Genomic DNA, 18190 nt, shown 5'->3' with positions numbered 1-18190 from the left:
CTGGTATGCTCGCTCTCTTTGCCAGCTACCTATATATGTTAAGTAGGCAGGTGTAACAAATTTTCTTTACGATATTTTTTACTACTGATTAAGGATGGATACAACGATGTCGTCGAAATTATATCTGAAACCTAATACCATTCTCGAACCCCTGCTGTGGAACTGGCACGCTTGGTCTCATCTGATGAGGCCACTGACTGCATCCATGCATATCAAGAACCGCCATTTACGCGTCATGAAACGCTTTCAAACCCAAGGTTAAAAACCAAAAGTTTGAAGGGGGACCCGTAGTGCAATTGGATGGCACTTTTGTCAACGATGTAGAAAAGCTCCTCAACAAAACATTGGATGAATGCCAAGATTTGATCACACTGGCAGAAGGCATTGAAGATGCTTCGCTGCAAGTGCTTAAACCCGCGGGTAAAACGCTGGAACCTCTGTATGATTCACTGCAACCGGCAATAAAAGGCCTAGTTGAGTTAGTCTATAATTTAAATTTCCAGCCCGGATTAAAATTTTATGAATCGCTGGTGTGGCAAGATTATTATTCCCCGGAGCCACAATCGATTGCTTTCTCACAAATTAACTCTGATCAACGCCCATTCATCCTTGGGACACCCGTGCTGCAAACCGATAAAAATCTGGTTGTGAAGTTACCATTCGCCTCATCCATCATTGATGATATCCAGCGCTCTACTCATGTTGGCATTGATCAGCAACTGTTGATGGAACAACTGCAATTGGCGCCGACTCAGCTAGATTCTTTGCTGAAATTCTTCAGTACAGAGTCCATTGCTACGCGCAATCAGAACTATGACGGTGATGGTGTTCGGGTACGCTATTATGGTCATGCTTGCCTACTGATAGAAAGCAAAGATACATCGATACTAATCGATCCACTTATCAGCTACGATTACCCTTCCGATATTGAACGTTTTACTTACAGTGATTTACCGGAGCAGATCGACTACGTACTCATTACCCATGCCCATCAGGATCACTTTTCCATTGAAACACTGCTCAAAATTCGCCACCGCGTAAAACATATTGTCGTACCGCGTAATGACCGGGGTGAACTCGTTGATCCTTCCTTGAAGCGCATTCTGGAACAGCTCAACTTTAAAAACGTGACTGAACTGGAAGAGATGGATCAAATTCCACTACCTGGAGGCGAAATCACAGCCATTCCGTTCATTGGCGAACATGCTGAGTTAGATATCCAAACTAAGCTGGTTTACAATGTACGCCTACATGGTCGTTCTTACTTCGCAGGAGCGGATCTAAACAATTTCGATGGTGATGTCTACCGCCGCGCATTTCGTTCATTGGGTGATATTGAGGTCGTATTTATTGGTATGGAATGTGACGGAGGACCAATCCATTGGTTGTATGGACCTCTGATTACCCGCGACTACGACAAAGAAGCTACCCGCACTCGCACATTATCCGGCTCCGATTGCGCCAAAGCAACCAAGCTTATCGAACATATTAATGCCAAACATGCCTATGTTTATTCAATGGGAGAAGAGCCTTGGTTGAATTACATCATGAACATCGATTATTCACCGGAAGCGTTACAGATCATTGAATCAGATCGTTTCATTCAACAGAACCAACAGAAAGGTCTATTTTCACGCCGGCTATTTGGTAAAGATGAATGGTTTTTTTCCTAATTAACGCTGTAAAGTGATTATCATTTTTATAAAAAGGTAATTCCCCCAGTCATTCACTATTGATGCTGTTGTTAATTTATTATTAACCTGCTACGCGATTAGATCGCCATCTAATTAAATGAGTAGATTAAAGGAAACAACAACAGCATATTTCACACATTCCTATTACTTACCCATTCACAAGATTGAAATCATCTTATTATTTCAATGCGATATATTTTATGAATCCAACTATAAATAGAAAGTCAATATAATATCCAGTAATTAAAACAGATAAAAAATACCCGTGAAGTGATAAAAAATAGAATTAGAATAATGCCAGCACAAGAAATGAGTTCTATATTAAAATGCTAGCCAAGCAGCCAAAAGCATTATCAATCCAGTTCTAACACGACACGGGATAAAACACAAAACGGGATAAAAAAGCATCAAGCAACTTGAACGTATTCTTCGAATAATTGTTGAATAAGCTGATAATCCGCCAATAAGGTCGCTTCATTGTCAGCAGCCAAATTCACCATTCCAGGTGAACTACTGAGGTCAATAGTTTTTACTAACATATCGCCAACTTTGGGCTTAAGATTATAGTTAACCACACTGGGTATTTTATCCAATTGAGCAGGGAAATCGAAAGCCGTGATCTTTCCCGCCTTGCGGGATGAAAGCATAATCTGTAATCCTCGTTTTTTAATGTGGTAGTGCTGATTAATGTGCTGTAGAAACTTTTGTGGTTCTAAGTAACTTTCTAACGTCAAAGAGATTTGGTCATGACCCAAACAAATCTGATTATATAATGGATCAACAACCCCACTGATACGCGAAGCGATCTCCACCAGCTTTGGACCACTTGGAGTAATAATCACTTCAGCATGGGCTGGGCCGTATTTAATATCCAAGGCATCCAAGACCTGAAAAACATAATCTCGCAGTAACGTATATTCTTCACTTTGACTATCTATCAGGTGGTTCTTATTGTAAATCTGTGCATATCCCTCTATACGCGTTTTATCTGCATACCAAATATCCGTCATATAGTGTTGGCCATCATGGCTCACCGTATTAACCATATATTCTTTGCCTTGGAGGAAACTTTGGAGCAACACCGCTTGGTTTATTGTTCCCATATTATTTTCAGTTCCCATCACCTAATGGAATGCGTCAGCCAATTCCTGCTCGGAATGACAAAAATGCACACCATTAGTACCCGCACTGTCTAATGGTTTAAGTACGATTGGCCGTTGCTGGCTGTGGGCAAAGGCTTGTGCTTCTTGCAAACTCTCCACTCGGCAATAGCTTGGGATAGGTATTCCAGCAGCGGATAGTACATCAGCCATAGCATTCTTATCACGTCTCGCCAGACTTTTTTCAACCCCGTTGCTGTGCAATTTAAAATGGTGACTGAGCTTATCAGCCATAAGCACCCCTGGCTCAACTCCGGGCAGGATTTCACATAATTCGGCATCTAAGTCCCGCAACAGGTTTTCAATATTTTTCACCGTGGCAATGAAATCACCATCATGAATTAGCGTTCCATCGTAATATTCCAGTTCAGAAAGTTTTAGACGCGGTAACGGTTGTAATGTACTGAGTAAATGGACACAAAGGTAGCCTTGCTTCTGAAGAAAGTGACGAAAGTGCCGGCCTGAACCATAAGCATCAACAATAATAAAAAGTTTGTTACATGAAGACATAACCCATTTCCTATTTGATTATATGCAGTGAATTTAAATTAACCATGACGACAAGCTGACTAAAAAAAATAAAGATATTAAATTTATGAACCAAAACCCAAGAAATCACAATACTTATAAAAGAAACTGCGACATTGCTCGAAAATAAACGATCCTGACGATAAGTGAACCAACTGTAGAGTAAATATCATTGACTACATTTAGTTATTAAGCTCATATTTCAGTAATGAAAAAATCATTGACCTTGATATTACCGAAGATATTTTTCAATAGATAGCACTTAAAATCAAAGGATGACAAGCTTCTACATGATGCTAAACGATTCAATGGAAAAATTGCCGTTTAGGTCACACATGCGTTAATTTAAAGTTATTTAAATAACTTTAAATGTTAAATTAATTGCGATCCTTAATTTATAGTCTTTCTTTTATTTTAAACTAGAATATAAAGAAATTTATCAATTCATAAAATGAAAATAATAATTATGAAAAAAAAACAAAAAAGATTCTTTCAATATATTGCTCAGGTAAATCAAGTTACACAAATTATTATTGGATTAATCGCTGGGATACTACTGGCATGGTTATTTCCCAATGCTGCAAAATCGGTCAGTTTACTTGGCTCGTTTTTTATTAGTGCCCTGAAAGCCACCGCCCCTGTATTAGTGTTAATCCTTGTCATATCCTCAATTGCCAACCATAAAATAGGGCAAAAAACTGACATCAGCCCGATCATATTACTCTACTTTATTGGCACCTTTCTTGCTGCATGTGTCGCTGTTGTCGGCAGCATGATGTTCCCTTCAACATTGAGATTAGTCGTCAGTGAAGTACAACTCTCCTCCCCAGAAATATTCTCGAAATCTTGCAAAGCGTACTGATGAATAGAATATGGTTACAAACCCTATTAACGCTCTTCAAAATGCTAACTACATCGGTATTCTAACATGGGCAGTCATTTTGGGAATGTCCTTGCGTTACAGCAAGACATCAACAAAATTAGCCCTTCAGGATATGGCCGGGGCAGTAACACAAGTTATTCGTGTCATTATTCGTTTTTCCCCCATTGGGATTTTCGGTCTGGTATCTTCAACTATAGCAACAACAGGATTCGATGCCTTATTAAGTTATGTGCATTTACTATCCGTGTTAATTGGCTGCATGTTTTTTGTTGCTTTCGTTGTTAACCCATTGATTGTTTATTTAAAAATTCGGCGAAACCCTTACCCACTTGTCTTTGTTTGCTTGCGAGAAAGCGCTATAACGGCATTTTTTACCCGCAGTTCTACAGCGAATATTCCCATTAATATGGCAATATGCCGCCGGATGAATTTAAACGAAGATACCTATTCTATCTCCATCCCTTTGGGGGCAAATTATTAATGCAGGTGGTGCGGCAGTCACAATCACGGTATTAACACTCGCTGCCGTGAATACTTTGGGGATCAATGTTGACCTTCCAACAATATTTTACTGAGTGTTGTCTCCGCAATTGCTGCATGTGGGGCCTCTGGAGTTGTCGGCGGTTCTTTACTGTTAATCCCAGTAGGATGCAGCATGTTTGGTATTTCAAATGAAATATCCATGCAGGTTGTTGCGATTGGCATGATTATTGGTGTCTTGCAGGATTCCGTTGAAACGGCATTAAACTCTTCTACAGATGTACTGTTTACAGCGGCAGTTTGCCAGACAAAATCTGGCCTCCAATGAGAATCGAAAGCTTTTCATTAATCCCCATTGCATAACTAACCTGATATGTTCATAAAAACGGTAACTGGGTTGAGTGAGTGTCGCCAACCAAGCTACAACTAGAAAGTATAGGGAAACGCACCTGATTTTACGTCAAAAAAACCGCTCGCTGTTACGCGAGCGGTATCACGGCGCTAAGGTTTTACGGTAAATAATAGTTTTACGGTAAACAATAGCTTTACTATAAGTAATAGTTCTACGGCAAACAATCAAATAACATTCGCCGGCTAACGTTTACTGGAGCAGTGAAATATCCGCCACACGCAAGAACAGATCGCGCAGCTCACTCAACAGTGTCAGGCGATTGATTCTTACTTGCAGATCTTCATCCATCACCATCACATTATCGAAGAATGCATCCACCACTTCACGCAGAGAAGCTAATTCAACCAGCGCATCCTGATAGTTACCTTCGGCAAACAGCGGGGTCAGTTTTTCCTTCAACACAACAAGATGTGTTGCCAGTTGGATCTCTTCTGCCGCTTTCAATACAGGAACCTGAACGCTGTCATTCAACTTCTCTTCTGATTTAGCCAGAATGTTGGAAACACGCTTATTGGCAGCCGCCAGAGAAACCGCTTGATCCAATGTGCGGAAGTGCGTTACCGCTTTCATGCGGGCATCAAAATCAGCAGGTTGAGTCGGACGGCGCGCCAGTACTGCCTGAATGGTATCGACACTGTAACCCAGTTCCTGATACCAAGCGCGGAAACGACCGAGCATAAACTCAACCACGTCATCCACCGCTTTTTCATTGGTCAGTTTTTCACCGTAAAAACGTACCGCTTCTTCTGCCAGAGTCTGGAGATCGAGAGGCAGTTTTTTCTCAACGATAATGCGCAGGATACCCAATGCAGAACGACGCAGCGCAAACGGGTCTTTATCCCCTTTCGGATGCTGGCCAATACCGAAGATCCCAGCCAAAGTATCCATTTTGTCCGCAATGGCTACAGCACAGGAAACGCCTGTTGATGGCAATTCATCACCAGAGAAACGTGGTTGGTACTGTTCATTCAGCGCCAATGCCACATCTTCAGCTTCACCGTCGTGACGGGCATAGTGCATACCCATCACACCTTGCGTATCGGTGAATTCGAACACCATGTTAGTCATCAGGTCACATTTGGACAATAGACCCGCACGAGTCGCATGGTTCACATCTGCACCGATTTTTTCTGCAATCCAGCCAGACAAGGTTTGAATGCGATCAGTCTTATCACGCAGTGTTCCTAGTTGTTTCTGGAACAGCACGGTTTCCAGACGGGGCAGATTATCTTCCAGACGCTGTTTACGGTCTGTTTTGAAGAAGAATTCCGCATCTGCCAGACGCGGGCGTACAACTTTTTCGTTACCTGAAATGATTTGCTGAGGATCAGAAGATTCAATGTTGGTCACAAAAATAAAGTTTGCCATCAATTTGCCGGACTTGTCGTAAACCGGAAAATACTTCTGGTCACCTTTCATGGTGTAAACCAGCGCCTCAGCAGGCACTTCCAAGAATTTTTCTTCGAATTTCGCAGTCAGTACAACCGGCCATTCCACCAACGATGTCACTTCTTCCAGCAGGCTGTTACTCAGATCAGCCACACCACCAAGTTGTGTCGCGGCCTGTTCTGCGCCACGCTTGATAATCGCTTTACGCATCTCGTAATCCGCGATAACACAGCCACGATCCGGCAAAATGGTCGGATACTGTTCTGCGTTTTCAATCGTAAATTCGGCTTCGCCCATAAAGCGGTGCCCGCGAATAATGCGATCTGATTTAATTCCCAGAATTTCGCCTTCAATCACTTCGCTACCTAACAGCATAGTGACGGTATGAACCGGACGAACAAATTGAGTTTCTTTATCACCCCAACGCATTAATTTAGGGATAGGCAATTTGCCCAGAGAATTGCTCACCATGTTCGCCAGCAACTCTTTTGCTTCACGACCTTTGACCTGAGCACGATAGAGCAGCCATTCCCCTTTGTCCGTAACCATGCGCTCAGCCTGATCAACGGTAATGCCACAACCACGTGCCCAACCTTCTGCCGCTTTAGTTGGTTTACCTTCAGCATCAAATGCCTGAGCAATCGCAGGGCCACGTTTTTCAACTTCACGATCAGCCTGTGCAGCAGCCAGATTTGCCACTTTCAGTGCTAAACGACGGGGAGCCGCAAACCAGCTAACTTCACCATGACCCAGATTAGCGTTGTTCAGCTCTGCCTCAAAATTGGCTTTAAAAGATTCAGCCAGTGAACGCAGTGCTTTTGGTGGTAGCTCTTCTGTGCCGATTTCCACAAGGAAAGTCTGTTGAGTCATGATGGCCTCTCAGTTCTTATTACAAATAGTCTTATTACACATAGGGAAGCCAAGCGCCTCGCGGGAGGCATAATAAGCTTCAGCAACTGATTTGGTCAGGGCACGGATGCGCAGGATATATCGCTGACGTTCAGTCACGGAAATCGCCTTGCGGGCATCCAGCAAGTTGAAAGTATGGCCCGCTTTCAGAATGCGCTCATAAGCTGGCAGTGGCAACGGAGTCTCCAGCGCCAGCAATTCCTGCGCTTCTTTTTCGTATTGCTCAAAGCAGGTAAACAGGAAATCCACATCAGCGTGCTCGAAGTTATAAGTAGACTGCTCAACTTCATTCTGGTGATAGATATCGCCATAAGTGGTTTTACCCAGCGCACCATCGCTCCATACCAGATCATAAACGCTGTCCACGCCCTGAATATACATCGCCAGACGTTCTAAGCCGTAAGTAATTTCACCGGTCACAGGTTTGCACTCAAGGCCACCCACCTGTTGGAAATAAGTGAACTGAGTCACTTCCATGCCGTTCAGCCAGACTTCCCAGCCCAGCCCCCAGGCACCCAATGTTGGGTTTTCCCAGTTATCTTCAACAAAGCGGATATCGTGGACAGTAGGATCAAGCCCCAAGGCTTTCAAAGAACCAAGATAAAGCTCCTGAATATTATCGGGAGATGGCTTGATGATAACCTGAAACTGGTAGTAATGCTGGAGGCGGTTCGGATTTTCACCATAACGCCCGTCAGTTGGACGACGGGAAGGTTGCACATAAGCTGCTGCAATAGGCTCAGGCCCCAAAGCACGCAGACAAGTTATAGGATGAGAGGTTCCTGCACCGACTTCCATATCCAGTGGTTGGACAATGGTACAGCCTTGATTAGCCCAGTAATCCTGCAATGTCAGGATGAGTCCCTGAAAGGTTTTGGTATCAAACTTTTGCATGTTGAATCCGCACGCGATACATATGAATTTAAACGAAAGGGGTCAGTATACCCTTTGACCGTAAGATATACAGCACTGATCGCCCGCCAATTTTGTCACAGTATAAAAAAATCTTATCCTAGCCTATTTACTTGTATATCTATACAGCTAAAATCAGTTTAATTATTAACCACTATCTTTTAAGGAAGCTCGATTCATGAATAAAGAAATGACTCGCTGTGGTTGGGTGACATCCGATCCTGAGTATCAGGCCTATCATGACAAGGAATGGGGAAATCCATTGAAAGAGAGCCAACAGCTTTTCGAACTGATTTGTCTGGAAGGACAACAGGCCGGTTTATCATGGCTCACTATCCTGAAAAAGCGGGAAGGTTATAGAAAGTGTTTCCACCAATTTGATCCGATCAAAATAGCTAAAATGGATGAAACCGATGTTGGAAGACTGATGGGGGAGTCAGCCATCGTGCGCAATCGAGCCAAAATCAATGCGATTATTCATAATGCCCGTGCTTATTTGAAAATGGCCGAACAGGGAGAAGATTTCAGCACATTTATCTGGCACTTTGTCGATGATTCCCCCCTGATTAATCACTGGAAAACACTGACAGAAGTTCCTGCGCAAACTGCTATTTCTGATGCTCTTTCTACCGCATTGAAAAAGCGAGGATTTAAATTTATTGGCAGCACCACCTGCTACGCATTTATGCAAGCAGCGGGTTTGATAAATGATCACCTCGTCAGTTGTTTCTGCCGAAAATAAATTAGCTACGCCCGATAGATTTCGAGATGCAGCCAACAAAGCTTCAACTCAGGGGTTACGCATGAAAATATTTAGTGGATAATTCCCTCATTTTTAGAGGGAATGCAGATGAAAAAATTAGTGGATGTCTTTTCTGATTTTCCAGACCCGCGTTGTCAGGGAAAGATCAGGCACCGTTTTATTGATATCTTAGTGATTGCGGTATGTGCTGTCATTGCCGGCGCTAACGCCTGGACCGATATTGAACAGTATGGTCAACTAAAAAAGGATTGGCTGGGTTCATTTCTTCCGCTCAAAGGCGGTATTCCGTCACATGATACTTTCCGGCGCTGTTTCAGTTTATTAAATCCCCGCCTCTTTGAACGCCATTTTTATCAGTGGGTTTCTCATGATGTTTCTTCAGAAAAGCGGGCGATCATTGCGATTGATGGTAAAAGTTTACGCCATTCGTTTGACAAGAAAATTGAACAAAGCCCATTACATGTGGTAAGTGCATTCTCCGTTGAGAAAGGGCTTAGCTTATGTCAGTGTGCTGTAGACGGAAAATCAAACGAAATTAAGGCCATCCCCACATTATTATCGATGCTTTCCTTGAAAGGCCATCTCGTGACGCTTGATGCGATGGGCTGTCAACGCACGATTGCCCAGCAATTACGCGAGAGCGGAGCCGATTATATTTTGTCCCTTAAAGGCAATCAGGGAAAAACCTTTTCGGAAGCGGTTAACTATTTTCAACAACAACGGGCAACACAAAAACCTTATCTGAAACCTGACCATGATGAATTTGAAGATAGCCATGGGCGTACCGTCAGACGACGCGGATGGGTTCTACCGCTGACACCAGAAACAAAACACTTAGGCTCCTGGCCAGATATTCAGGCTCTTCTGGTCACAGAAACAATACGGCAAGAACAATATTCTGAAACAGTCACCTCTTATTTTCGTTATTATTTAAGTAGTTGTCAGGACGCTCCTGCCTTTCAGTTAGCAGCCATTCGGAAACATTGGGCTATTGAAAATAGCTTACACTGGGTGCTGGATGTCACTTTTCGGGAAGATGATTCACGGATGAGAGAGCAGATCGCCACAAGAATATTTGCCCAATTACGTAAAATGGCGCTCAATATCGTTAAACGGGATACCAACAATAAGTTGAGTTTGAGTGCCCGAAGGAAATCAGCCGGGTGGGATAATGGCTACATGGAAGCCCTGTTATTTAATCAATTTTAGCCTACCAAAATTTCATGCGTAACCCCTGGCTTCAACTTGAAATCCACCGGGTATACTGAAAAATTAAAATTAGTGCATAAAAATAAACAAAAATACCACTTTAAAATATAAAACCAGATTAATCATAAATATCTAGTTTTTAAATCCAATCGGTGATCACAATACGCTATATAAAAACATAGAATACTTATTTTGCCCCATTGCACCCTAATAATAGGCGGGGTATGGTGTCTTTTTCTCATACAAAAACCGACGTAAAAACCGTTATGAAATTTTCGCAATTCGGCAACAAATTTACGCAAGATTCGGGAATTACCCGATTGATGACTGATCTTAACCAAGGCCTGAGAACACCCGGCGCAATTATGCTAGGTGGAGGAAATCCAGCACATATTCCTGAAATGGATGAGTATTTTCAGCAAATATTAACTGACTTGGCATCAAGTGGCCAATTAAGCGAAACCCTATGTAATTATGATGGGCCACAAGGAAAAAATACACTGATAACTGCTCTGGCCCGAGAATTGCGAGAAAAACTTGGCTGGGAAATCCATCCGCAAAATATTGCGTTGACCAATGGTAGCCAAAGTGCCTTTTTCTATCTGTTCAACTTATTGGCTGGTCGTGCAGAAGACGGTTCAATGAAGCGGGTTTTATTTCCTCTTGCCCCAGAATATATCGGTTATTCGGATTCAGGTTTGGATGAAGGGTTATTTGTCGCCAATAAACCGAATATTGAATTACTGCCTGATGGCCAATTCAAGTATCGTGTCGATTTCGATCACCTGAATATTACTGAAGATATCAACCTGATTTGTGTCTCACGACCAACCAACCCAACAGGCAATGTCATCACCGATGAAGAGTTGCTGCGATTGGATGGGCTGGCTCAACAGCACCAAATCCCGTTATTGATTGACAATGCCTACGGAGTGCCATTCCCCAGCATTATTTTCAGTGAAGCTACCCCGCTATGGAATCCTAATATTATTCTGTGCATGAGCCTGTCCAAACTTGGCCTGCCGGGTTCCCGCTGTGGGATAATCATCGCCAATGAAAAAATTATCAATGCTGTCAGCAATATGAATGGCATTATCAGCCTATCTCCGGGCGGTGTCGGGCCTGCTATCGCGCTGGAAATGATCAGGCGCAATGATCTGTTCCGCTTATCACAGGATGTTATTCAACCGTTTTATAAAAAGCGGGTAGATAATGTGATTGAGATTATTCGCCGCCATATGTCAGAAGAGCGCTGCCTGATCCATAAACCGGAAGGGGCGATATTCCTTTGGCTCTGGTTCAAAAATTTGCCAATCACGACAGAGGTGCTTTATCAGCGGTTGAAAAAACGGAAAGTGCTGATGGTTCCGGGTCATTTCTTCTTTCCGGGCTTGGAACATGACTGGCCTCATGCCCATCAGTGTATGCGCATGAATTATGTGCCTGATGTGGAGAAAATCGAAGAAGGTATCCACATTTTGTCTGAAGAGATTGAGATCGCCCATAAAGAAGCTGGATACTGATCTGTAACAATAGTTATTGATTGTAGGCTCAATAACCTCATGTGTTCAGCACATTATGTATCCATGAGAGTTACTCCCTATTTTTATTAAAATTTTCACGCTAATAAAAATAAGTAACTCTCACCATTCTTTCATTAGGTTTCATATTTAGAAAATTGAATCAACTGGTTCAAACCGAAATCAGATATTATCATGAAGAAAAGACCAAGGATTAGTACTAGCTTATCCTTCTTTAGTCTTCCAATGATTAGGCGAATTCTATTTAATGATTTTAAGTTAAAGCAACCATTAAAGAACAGCAGAAACATAATAATAAAAAACTATACTTATAGCATAAAGCCATAGCTTATAAGTAAAACTTTTATAACTAAAAATCAATATCATATTCTATTACCCCCTCCAATCTTAGTTATTAAATTTGTTTCCGGTCACACTCTTAATTTAAATCAATTATGCTTTTTATATCTAACTTACAACTTTGTTAAACATAATTAGTAGTTAGTTTTAAATTTATTACTCACTTAAATTTCCCGCATATCACGTTAATATCTATAATTTTTATAATATGTGTATTATCTTTTATTCACATTATGTATGGGCTTTATTTCTTTAAAACAACAAATAATCCAGTGTTAAAATCCAAAAATTCAACAAGTAATAAAACAACAAACCAAAAATAATAATTTAATAACTATTATTTACTTTAGATTAAAAAGACATACGTAATGATATGGATTTTCATTTAATAAACGCATTAAAATTAAAACTTAAATAATTCAATATTCCATTCACAATGTAATTATTTATTGGTTTTATTAAAACTTAGGGGAAAAATATGTTCGGTTTATTTAATCGAAAGAAAGAAAAGAAAGGATTTAACATTACCAGTAGGTATGGTAATTTCATCCAAAAGGAAAACGAAACCGTACTGGAAGGTGCACTACGCCAGAATATCCTATTACCTCATAACTGTAGAGTTGGAACATGCAGACGTTGCGAAGTATTCATTAACGGTTCGACAGTGTTAGCCTGTCAATTTAGTAGTGATAGTGACATAACTTTAGAATATAATAAACAATGGCATAAAGCGAACATTGATAACATTACCCAATTAGGTGATGAAATTATTAAAGTCGGCCTTTTTGTCCCTTCTATTGAATTAGATGAAGAACAAGAAGGGCAGTATGTTGATCTTACTTTTGATAAACAAAAAAATAGTCAACGTAAATATTCAATTGTCAGTATTAATGAGAAAAATTTAATATTACATGTCAAAAAACACCCCTATGGTGAAGTATCAAATCTTTTAGCTAATTCTCGTCATGGCCAAGAAATTTTTATTTCTCAACCTCAAGGAGAATTTAGGCTGCCTAATTTTGATACAACTCCTAGCACTGGTCTGGCTATTGCGACAGGAAGTGGGATGGGAGTGGCGCTGACTCTTTTAGACAAATTATGTTCAAAATATTTAATAAACCCAACAATTATTTCTACAAGCAGAAAAAAAAGCCTCGGCCAATATCATGATCTATTGATCTCTGATTTTAAACAAAAATATCCAATTACTAAAGACTATTGCATGAATATAGATGAAGTAAATAACTATTTAAAGAGTAGCCAAGAAAGTAATGCTACGTATATTGTTTGTGGCACACCTGAGTTAAATAAATTATTTTTTGATAATAGAGTGCTAATTGAAAAAAACCGTTCATCTATTGTTCAGGAGAGTTTCTAATGTCAAATGATAAAAATTATTTTTCAAGTCACATACGGGAAAGTATGCAAGTACTTCCAAATATTTTCCAGAAACCATTAACTATAATAACGGGGAAACCAATATCAGGACAGTCTCGTATAAAATTACCAGCAATAACAGAATTCATTTTAACAGTATTAATATTTATTACCTCTACACTCGGCGCTATTTTATTATTACCTTATATTCCTGATATATTATGGTTTATCATTATTCCTATTTGCTGGGTTGTTACGGTAGGATGTTTAAGAAAAATACAGGTAACATATGCACACCATGCTGTACATCGTTGCCTGTTTAATAGTAATAAGCTACTTAATCGCGTAATGTTAGCACTTTGTACGATTATTCCGGTATCTCAGAATGGGCGTGATTATACAGTCGATCATTTAGGACATCATGACGAAAAAAACTTTACAACTGAAGAAGATAGCGATGCTGCTTTTTTAAAGCGTCTGGGGTTCATTCCTGGTATGCCAGTGAGTTATTACAAGAAGCTTTTATTTTTAACAATTATCAGCCCTATGTTTCACTTACGTTTCTTCTGGTCACGTATTAATAGTTTTATCTTTCGTGGATCACTGATAGAAAGCTTATTTGCCGTTATCTGGTTAGCGATATTAATTGTACCTGTATTCTTCGAACCTGTTCTGTCAATATTGTGTATCTATATTCCTTATTTTGTGATCTACCATATCAGCTCATTATTGCAGTTTTTAACCGAACATGCTTGGTTGATCACCAAACACTCACCTACAGATCTTGACGATTACGCCAGACGTTGTTGGGGACGATTTACTGGAGAAACATATCCAACTAATAGCAATATCCTGTCTAAAATAAGTTGGTGGCTTAAAATGCTGTTTTTTCATGCTCCATGTCGAATAATGATCTTGTGTGGTGACTTACCTGTACATGATTGGCATCATTTGGCAGGTGAATTAGGCCAATCTTCAATCTATTGGCAAAATAGCATCTACCTAAGACAACAAGCCGTAATGACACCAAATGAAAAAATTGTTCTACAAGAAATTTGGGGAATACGTAATATGGTTATGAACAGTTTTATATCACTTTCAAAAGCAGAGGTTTGATATGTACGAAGATAATGATAAAAAAATTTACGTAATTTTAAGTAATAATCATGAAAATAGCCTATTATTCAATGCCGCTTGCCATTTAACGGCTGGTATTGTTGATTCTGTGCAAGGGATGTCTTTTCATCGTTATTATAATGAAAGCAGTGAATTTGTAGCTAATATCAGTCATTATCCTATAGTGATATTAAAAGCTAAAAACAGTAACCAATTGAAAACATTAACAGAGAAATGTCATCAAGAAAAAATTCAGTATAATTTTTTCACAACGAGCATGATTTCACATTCCGCCGAACAACAAAAAGAAGATACTTTAAATGCCCCTGTAGAAGAGTTAGATTTTGTAGCAGTAGCACTTTATGGGGATCGAGACATTCTATCACCACTGACAAAAAAATTCTCAGTATTTAAATAATGAAAATATAGAGTGATAGTTTCTCTAAAATATCTTATGGAAAAAGGCATTTTTATTGATTTTAATATAAAAGTAAAAATTCCTTAATAGACAACTGCACCTAAAAAGTTATAGATTAACTGATTAAGGTGCAGATTCATATTAAGTACTTAAAATCATAACAGACATAAAACATAGTGTTGAGCCAGCATCCTACTTATTGAATCATTAAAACTGTAGCATTAATTCTCTTCCACTATAGAAAAGCCAATAATATATAAAAAACCATCAAACTAAGAATAACGCAGATCACAAGATTACGAATAAAAAAAGCAAATAACGCAGTTAATAATGCGCCCCAAAGATAAGGGTTATTTGTAAAACCTCTTAATTCCCCATTCTCCATTAGAATAATAGGACCACAAATGGCGATAAGTAAGCAAGGTGCAGAATACTTTAAAGCTTCGTTGATGAATCCAGGTAATTTAACTGGCATCTTAGGTTCCAGAAATATATATCGGTTTAAAAAAATAACACCTCCCAATATAAAAATTAAAGCCCAACTCATACTGACTCCTTCATTAATCTAGCGATAAACACTGAAAAAAACATTCCACTAACACCGGCAATAATTATAGCACCCTCAATATGAAAGTATGATAACACCATCGATAAAATCAGAGAAAATAGCACTCCACCCAGCACACTAATTCTTTTTATCATCGGAACAATTATGGTTATAAATGTTGCGATGATGGAAAAATCAAGATGATAATCAGATAGATTTGGGATGGATGACGCCATAAATACCCCCATCAGGCTGAATAAATTCCAACATAAATAAAAACAAAGTCCTGCACCAATTAAATAGCTAGGCGTTAATTTTTCTTTATCACTCTGAGCACAACTTAGAGCAAATAGTTCATCAGTCAGTAAAAAACCTATTGGTAGTCTATAGCGAATTTTTAAACTTGCTACATATTCACGCAATGTTAGTCCATAGAGAAAATGCTGAGAGGTAAGAAAAAAAATAGAAATAATAATAGTGAGAATACTAGCACCTGACGTCAATAATCCTAATGTGACTAGTTGGGCCGCACCAGCAAACAGGATGACAGACATGCCGATACTCTGCCACAGTGTTAAACCCGATTGGACAGCCATTGATCCAGCTAATATTCCCCAAGGAATAACAGATAAACACAGTGGCAACATGTTATACATTCCAAGCCAAAATGCTCTCCAAGGCGAAGAGAAAGATTTAGTCTTTCTCTTTTTTTCAACAAAGCTACTTTCCATTTTCTGTATATCATTTTCATTTTTCATATATCACAACCTAATAGTAAACTATGATATCAATTTCAATTGTTTATTATGAAATTTGATTTATATAATTATTACACAGTATTAAATATTTCTGCATATATGGTTTTTATGTGTCCTACATAATATATTATTCACCCAACTTTATGAAAACGTTTTCTTATTATAAAAAGAAAAAATATTTTACAATTTTAATTTATTTAACCCTAAATTGTGGCAAGGAAGAATTCTGCTTTGTGTAAAAGCAATCATTGTATGGGTATTGATAAAAATTCCGGGACAAAACATGTAGAATTCATCTGACATTTCATCACAAAACTTTCCAATTTTGCTCAATAATACCCATATTGACACGGCAGGATAGTTTTATGGGTTTAAGTTACATTATTCATCAAGCAGTAAAGTGAAATCGGGTCGGTTAAAATTACGATAGGAAATGTTGATGGCCGAAATGGCGTTCTTCAATAAGCTATATGGCAATGGAGAATGATTCGAAAAAGATCAGCGGCTACTTGAAGATTGAAAACAAAAGTAAATGAAACCTCTTTCTAATCCTCATAATAAAAAAAAGCTCCCTCATTTAGGGGAGAGGGAGCAAGATGATAACGAGGACTTTTACCTGCTAACAGGACAGTAGTTATTAGAATTCCAAAAGAATTCTTCACACACAACAGGAAAGGAAAACAATCCTTGTTTATATACCTTCCCTGAACTGAGTATATTTAATCAGAAAAATTATTTTATAATGGGTTGAACAGGAAGGGTTTTTTAACTTTAAACCACCTCTACTATCTCAAATTGAGGTCAAATAGGGGTGATCGAGCAGTGTTCTGTGATCTAAAGCACATTTAATGATTAACGTAAGAGTACTTAATCTGTTAGCCCTGACCTCAATCATCATAACGGTCAAAATTTCGGGTGACATAAACTCTTCATAGCTGCGCCAGTGGATAAAACATCGGCTATCTATGCCAGTCCCTTCATGCAGTTGTGTATGGATAAAATAAGAAGGCTTTTATTTCCTGATGGCCTCTCCAAAAAGCAGAAATAAAAACAGAATTAAAATTTCCATCACAAAAAATTATTAAATTCAGCGATAAGTGCTATAGCAAACTGAATACTACCTGACTATAGTAAATAGTATTAAAGAGTAAATGGTATTGAAGGTTTATCTTCACACTTTGGAAAAAGTAGCGTTAAAGAGTAAATAAAGTATCTGAACATTGGAAAATTAACTCAGTGAGATCATGGAAACGATGAAAAACCGTAAAGTACTTCTATTACTATGTATACTATGTACCACATTTGGATGGTTACTTGTCACGGGTTGCTCTAGCATCATGACGCATAGCGGCCCCCACCAAGGTTATTACTCTGGTGCCAAAGCTAATATAGATATGCTGAAAGATGGCCGGACAGGATGGTTCATGAAACCCCTGCTTGCTGTTGACCTTCCGTTCTCTGCCTTTCTGGATACACTCCTGATCCCTTATGATTATGCCCGCTCCAATCAAAATAAAGCGGAGCAATCCCCTAAACATCGTATTGAACAGCTGGAAAAAAACAGTATCGCACTATCTGAACCTGAGTCATAACCGATTAACAATGAAGCATATACTTAATGGATCTCTGGATTCAGCCCGACGGCAAGGGAACGAATCCTGAGAATATAGCTGACCGTATATTTATAAAAACGGTGACTGGAGTTAAGTGAGTGCCGCCGGCAAAGCTGCAACTTGAAAGAGCAAGGATATAGCT

At 39.4% G+C, this 18190-nt stretch carries 15 protein-coding genes and 2 pseudogenes; 11 read left to right on the top strand and 6 right to left on the bottom strand.

Features of this window, described 5'->3' with window-relative positions:
* The first annotated feature begins 106 nt into the window (after positions 1-106).
* Together AC5JQI_RS01050 and AC5JQI_RS01045 are read left to right on the top strand one after the other, a co-directional pair.
* Positions 107-262 (top strand): hypothetical protein, encoded by a 156-nt coding sequence (locus AC5JQI_RS01050; RefSeq protein WP_493913430.1) that lies wholly within the window; start codon positions 107-109, stop codon positions 260-262.
* Between the two features lie 28 nt (positions 263-290).
* Complete coding sequence (locus AC5JQI_RS01045) at positions 291-1673, top strand: MBL fold metallo-hydrolase (protein WP_493913429.1); 1383 nt, start codon at positions 291-293, stop codon at positions 1671-1673.
* 428 nt (positions 1674-2101) lie between these two features.
* On the opposite strand, the gene AC5JQI_RS01040 is transcribed toward AC5JQI_RS01045, so the two are convergent.
* Both AC5JQI_RS01040 and AC5JQI_RS01035 read right to left on the bottom strand, forming a co-directional pair.
* Positions 2102-2815, bottom strand: coding sequence for a hypothetical protein (locus AC5JQI_RS01040; protein WP_493913428.1), 714 nt, complete (start codon positions 2813-2815; stop codon positions 2102-2104).
* A gap of 3 nt (positions 2816-2818) precedes the next feature.
* Positions 2819-3364, bottom strand: coding sequence for an ATP-binding protein (locus AC5JQI_RS01035; protein ID WP_493913427.1), 546 nt, complete (start codon positions 3362-3364; stop codon positions 2819-2821).
* A 484-nt stretch (positions 3365-3848) separates the two neighbouring features.
* Here AC5JQI_RS01035 and AC5JQI_RS01030 point away from each other — a divergent pair.
* Both AC5JQI_RS01030 and sstT read left to right on the top strand, forming a co-directional pair.
* Positions 3849-4182, top strand: a pseudogene (locus AC5JQI_RS01030) (cation:dicarboxylate symporter family transporter); the annotation flags it as partial.
* A 72-nt stretch (positions 4183-4254) separates the two neighbouring features.
* Positions 4255-5073: pseudogene (gene sstT / locus AC5JQI_RS01025) on the top strand (serine/threonine transporter SstT).
* 273 nt (positions 5074-5346) lie between these two features.
* Here sstT and glyS read toward each other — a convergent pair.
* Both glyS and glyQ read right to left on the bottom strand, forming a co-directional pair.
* The gene (gene glyS / locus AC5JQI_RS01020; RefSeq protein WP_493913426.1) at positions 5347-7416 is read right to left on the bottom strand and encodes a glycine--tRNA ligase subunit beta; all 2070 of its coding nucleotides are present in this window, start codon (positions 7414-7416) and stop codon (positions 5347-5349) included.
* Between the two features lie 9 nt (positions 7417-7425).
* On the bottom strand, positions 7426-8349 hold the full coding sequence (glyQ, locus tag AC5JQI_RS01015) for a glycine--tRNA ligase subunit alpha (protein WP_493913425.1): 924 nt from the start codon (positions 8347-8349) through the stop codon (positions 7426-7428).
* A gap of 208 nt (positions 8350-8557) precedes the next feature.
* Between glyQ and AC5JQI_RS01010 the strand changes: the two genes are divergently transcribed.
* The 6 genes from AC5JQI_RS01010 to AC5JQI_RS00985 all read left to right on the top strand — a co-directional run bounded on the left by AC5JQI_RS01010 (position 8558) and on the right by AC5JQI_RS00985 (position 15130).
* Positions 8558-9109, top strand: coding sequence for a DNA-3-methyladenine glycosylase I (locus tag AC5JQI_RS01010; RefSeq protein WP_493914582.1), 552 nt, complete (start codon positions 8558-8560; stop codon positions 9107-9109).
* Positions 9110-9217: 108 nt separating this feature from the next.
* Positions 9218-10339, top strand: a complete 1122-nt coding sequence (locus tag AC5JQI_RS01005) for an ISAs1 family transposase (RefSeq protein WP_493912134.1) — start codon at positions 9218-9220, stop codon at positions 10337-10339.
* A 266-nt stretch (positions 10340-10605) separates the two neighbouring features.
* Positions 10606-11862 carry a valine--pyruvate transaminase gene (locus AC5JQI_RS01000; protein ID WP_493913424.1) on the top strand — a complete coding sequence of 419 codons (1257 nt, stop codon included), beginning with the start codon at positions 10606-10608 and terminating at the stop codon, positions 11860-11862.
* 835 nt (positions 11863-12697) lie between these two features.
* Positions 12698-13597: a 2Fe-2S iron-sulfur cluster-binding protein gene (locus tag AC5JQI_RS00995; protein ID WP_493913423.1), complete on the top strand. Its 900-nt coding sequence runs from the start codon at positions 12698-12700 to the stop codon at positions 13595-13597.
* A complete protein-coding gene (locus AC5JQI_RS00990; protein WP_493913422.1) occupies positions 13597-14712 on the top strand; it encodes a fatty acid desaturase in 1116 nt (371 codons plus the stop codon). Before AC5JQI_RS00995 ends, AC5JQI_RS00990 begins: the two co-directional genes overlap by 1 nt.
* 1 nt (position 14713) lies before the next feature.
* Positions 14714-15130, top strand: a complete 417-nt coding sequence (locus AC5JQI_RS00985) for a DUF2000 family protein (RefSeq protein ID WP_493913421.1) — start codon at positions 14714-14716, stop codon at positions 15128-15130.
* A gap of 235 nt (positions 15131-15365) precedes the next feature.
* Here AC5JQI_RS00985 and AC5JQI_RS00980 read toward each other — a convergent pair whose 3' ends face one another.
* Entirely contained in the window at positions 15366-15677 is a 312-nt protein-coding gene (locus tag AC5JQI_RS00980) for an AzlD domain-containing protein (RefSeq protein ID WP_493913420.1), read from the bottom strand.
* Positions 15674-16408, bottom strand: a complete 735-nt coding sequence (locus AC5JQI_RS00975; protein WP_493914581.1) for an AzlC family ABC transporter permease — start codon at positions 16406-16408, stop codon at positions 15674-15676. The genes AC5JQI_RS00980 and AC5JQI_RS00975 overlap by 4 nt, the downstream gene beginning before the upstream one ends.
* 1280 nt (positions 16409-17688) lie before the next feature.
* On the opposite strand from AC5JQI_RS00975, the gene AC5JQI_RS00970 reads away from it, so the two are divergent.
* Positions 17689-18027: a YceK/YidQ family lipoprotein gene (locus AC5JQI_RS00970; RefSeq protein ID WP_493913419.1), complete on the top strand. Its 339-nt coding sequence runs from the start codon at positions 17689-17691 to the stop codon at positions 18025-18027.
* Positions 18028-18190: the final 163 nt, after the last annotated feature.

This window comes from Xenorhabdus sp. XBWT (genome assembly GCF_059072735.1).
The sequence above is the reverse complement of the archived record's forward strand: the minus strand, read 5'-3'. Positions and strand labels throughout refer to the sequence as shown.

What these genes read in the sequence shown, in the direction of transcription:
- AC5JQI_RS01005 (WP_493912134.1), top strand. Translation starts at nt 9,218, where the DNA reads ATGAAAAAATTAGTGGATGTCTTTTCTGATTTTCCAGACCCGCGTTGT.
- AC5JQI_RS00970 (WP_493913419.1), top strand. Translation starts at nt 17,689, where the DNA reads ATGAAAAACCGTAAAGTACTTCTATTACTATGTATACTATGTACCACA.
- glyS (WP_493913426.1), bottom strand. Translation starts at nt 7,416, where the DNA reads ATGACTCAACAGACTTTCCTTGTGGAAATCGGCACAGAAGAGCTACCA.
- AC5JQI_RS01000 (WP_493913424.1), top strand. Translation starts at nt 10,606, where the DNA reads ATGAAATTTTCGCAATTCGGCAACAAATTTACGCAAGATTCGGGAATT.
- AC5JQI_RS01050 (WP_493913430.1), top strand. Translation starts at nt 107, where the DNA reads ATGTCGTCGAAATTATATCTGAAACCTAATACCATTCTCGAACCCCTG.
- AC5JQI_RS01035 (WP_493913427.1), bottom strand. Translation starts at nt 3,364, where the DNA reads ATGTCTTCATGTAACAAACTTTTTATTATTGTTGATGCTTATGGTTCA.
- AC5JQI_RS00985 (WP_493913421.1), top strand. Translation starts at nt 14,714, where the DNA reads ATGTACGAAGATAATGATAAAAAAATTTACGTAATTTTAAGTAATAAT.
- AC5JQI_RS00995 (WP_493913423.1), top strand. Translation starts at nt 12,698, where the DNA reads ATGTTCGGTTTATTTAATCGAAAGAAAGAAAAGAAAGGATTTAACATT.
- AC5JQI_RS00980 (WP_493913420.1), bottom strand. Translation starts at nt 15,677, where the DNA reads ATGAGTTGGGCTTTAATTTTTATATTGGGAGGTGTTATTTTTTTAAAC.
- AC5JQI_RS01010 (WP_493914582.1), top strand. Translation starts at nt 8,558, where the DNA reads ATGACTCGCTGTGGTTGGGTGACATCCGATCCTGAGTATCAGGCCTAT.
- AC5JQI_RS00990 (WP_493913422.1), top strand. Translation starts at nt 13,597, where the DNA reads ATGTCAAATGATAAAAATTATTTTTCAAGTCACATACGGGAAAGTATG.
- AC5JQI_RS00975 (WP_493914581.1), bottom strand. Translation starts at nt 16,408, where the DNA reads ATGGAAAGTAGCTTTGTTGAAAAAAAGAGAAAGACTAAATCTTTCTCT.
- AC5JQI_RS01040 (WP_493913428.1), bottom strand. Translation starts at nt 2,815, where the DNA reads ATGGGAACTGAAAATAATATGGGAACAATAAACCAAGCGGTGTTGCTC.
- glyQ (WP_493913425.1), bottom strand. Translation starts at nt 8,349, where the DNA reads ATGCAAAAGTTTGATACCAAAACCTTTCAGGGACTCATCCTGACATTG.